Source organism: Crocosphaera chwakensis CCY0110 (assembly GCF_000169335.1).
Taxonomy (GTDB): domain Bacteria; phylum Cyanobacteriota; class Cyanobacteriia; order Cyanobacteriales; family Microcystaceae; genus Crocosphaera; species Crocosphaera chwakensis.
Genome location: NZ_AAXW01000136.1, coordinates 1 through 2,023 on the forward strand (window position 1 = coordinate 1; position 2,023 = coordinate 2,023).

The 2,023-nt window shown below is 31.3% G+C and carries 3 protein-coding genes; 1 reads left to right on the forward strand and 2 read right to left on the reverse strand.

The window, feature by feature from the left end:
* Window positions 1-687 (forward strand): hypothetical protein (locus CY0110_RS27565; protein ID WP_008278962.1); only part of this gene is annotated, 687 nt, incomplete at its 5' end.
* 5 nt (window positions 688-692) lie between these two features.
* On the opposite strand, the gene CY0110_RS27570 is transcribed toward CY0110_RS27565, so the two are convergent.
* Both CY0110_RS27570 and CY0110_RS27575 read right to left on the reverse strand, forming a co-directional pair.
* Window positions 693-1,370, reverse strand: a complete 678-nt coding sequence (locus tag CY0110_RS27570) for a hypothetical protein (protein WP_008278963.1) — start codon at window positions 1,368-1,370, stop codon at window positions 693-695.
* Window positions 1,367-1,654 (reverse strand): helix-turn-helix transcriptional regulator, encoded by a 288-nt coding sequence (locus tag CY0110_RS27575; protein WP_008278964.1) that lies wholly within the window; start codon window positions 1,652-1,654, stop codon window positions 1,367-1,369. Before CY0110_RS27575 ends, CY0110_RS27570 begins: the two co-directional genes overlap by 4 nt.
* Window positions 1,655-2,023 lie beyond the last annotated feature (369 nt).

The following is a 2,023-nucleotide window of genomic DNA, read 5'->3' on the forward strand; positions in this document are numbered from 1 at the left end:
AAATTAAATATTCGTTTTCCTCCGTATCTATCAATATTTTCTACTACTTTGATGGTTGCTGTGATTTCAGGATTATTAGTTAAAGGAGGGATTTGGTTGCCAGCACAACTAAGTCCGGAATGGAATCTGATAAGAGCAACCGATATGTTCACCGAAAATGTGGGCTTAATCTTCATTGCATCTATATGTGGATTAATAGGAGGATTAGCAGAAAGAAAACTGAGAAAAATAACAATAACGAGTGGAATCATAGGAGGCATATTAGGAACGAAAATAGGAGCGGAGATGGTCGCAAATAATTTCTCTGGTTGGACTATGAACGTGAATGCAGAAATCTTGATACCCACACTGTCCGCTATTTTTTGGGGAACATTCGGAGCCAGTGTGGGGACGATTTTAGCCATACTCCAGAGTATAATTAATAAGTCTTTTTGGAACCCTTTGGTAACAAAATTCTCTAAAAAGGGCTATAAACCTTGGCTGACAACTCTTTTCTTAGTCCCAGTAATAGCTGTGGGAATATTACTAGGAACTTCGACAGTAATTGGTTTTACGCCTTTGATAATAAAAGGATTAATAGCTTCTTGTACTCCCCTAGTAACGATGTTATTATCTTCCCCTTTCCAATTAATAACTTCATCGAGGAAATATCGTGAATTAGAGTCGAAAAACTTGATTAAATCTTAAGTATCTTAATTTTTCCAATCTTCTTGTTTCATCTTGCGTCTAATTTTACGAATAATCCTAGTATGCTGTTGTTGGTAATTACGAGAAATCATTTTAGGAGATAAAACAGGAAGCTCAGGAAAAAGTTGGTATTTAGCATTAAGAATTAGCAATTCGTTGTTTGTAAGAAAAGACTTGAGAAATTGTTTAAAGTTGTTATAAAAAACGGGCTTCAAGTAATCATACTCGTTCATAAGTTCTTTAGAAGAACATTTATTAATTTCCTCGATAGGTAAAGGAATTTTATTAGAATGTAGTTTAAAAAAAATCTGACGAATTTTTGGAGAAGAAAGTCCAAAATGAGATTGAATTTCAGTTAAAGTTGGAGAAGAAGAATTTTTTCTTTTAAAAGATTGTAAAAAATCTTTTAGCTGAACAGGTAAGCTATTAGAAGAAAGATAACGACCTTGTTGCTTCTGAAGAGATTTAAAATATTCATGTAAATGATTTCTCAAAGACCACCAAGGGAACTGAAAATCTTTTTCTGTGTAATATAAACCTTGTAAATAAGCCCAAATAAGAGCTTCTTGTTCCAAATCTATTTTATCAATGGTAGGATCGATACGATTAAATTTTCGGTACTGCTGGTTAACAGAAGCAGTTAACTTATTAATGATCTCAGGGCTAAAAGTATAATCATTCATAACGATAATAAACGAGATTCAAGGTTAGAGATGTATCCAGAACGAAAGGCAATAGCAACTAATTGAGTCGTGGTATTGACTCTAAATAATTGTCTGAGTTGAGTAACGTAATAGTTATAATTAGATTCTGAAATGTCTAAATCCAAGAGAATTTCTTGTTTAGATAATCCTTGAGTAAGTCTAAGTAACAATTGATTTTGCTTCTTGGTCAAGGAAAAATGCTGAATTAAAATTTGAAACATGAAATCCCCTTGAATGACAAAATCGAATTGTTTGTCATCCATAATGTATGTCGAGCAAAAATTAAAAAACTGTCGGTCAGAAATCTTATTGTTATTATTACTCGAAAAACTTATTTTTTTTCCTCTTACGAGTATCTTTTTTACGGATCTTTCTTACGGATCTTTCTTACGGATCTTTTTTACGGATCTTTCTTACGGATCTTTTGTCACAGTAAGAAAAAACCATAAAAAATAATAAGCTTTATTACCAGATAAAGTTATAAAATATTTAATTAGTTATATTTAAAAAGTTTTAATTATGATTACAATATATTCATAAAGAAGATTATAATCATAAATATAAGACAGAAAAATTCAAAATTGCCATTTTTAAAAAGCTAAAGTGAGGGAAGTCAAAAGTGTTCAACAAGA

Excerpts from the sequence above, each read along its gene's own strand:
- CY0110_RS27570 (WP_008278963.1), bottom strand. The coding sequence starts at position 1,370 with ATGAATGATTATACTTTTAGCCCTGAGATCATTAATAAGTTAACTGCT.
- CY0110_RS27575 (WP_008278964.1), bottom strand. The coding sequence starts at position 1,654 with ATGGATGACAAACAATTCGATTTTGTCATTCAAGGGGATTTCATGTTT.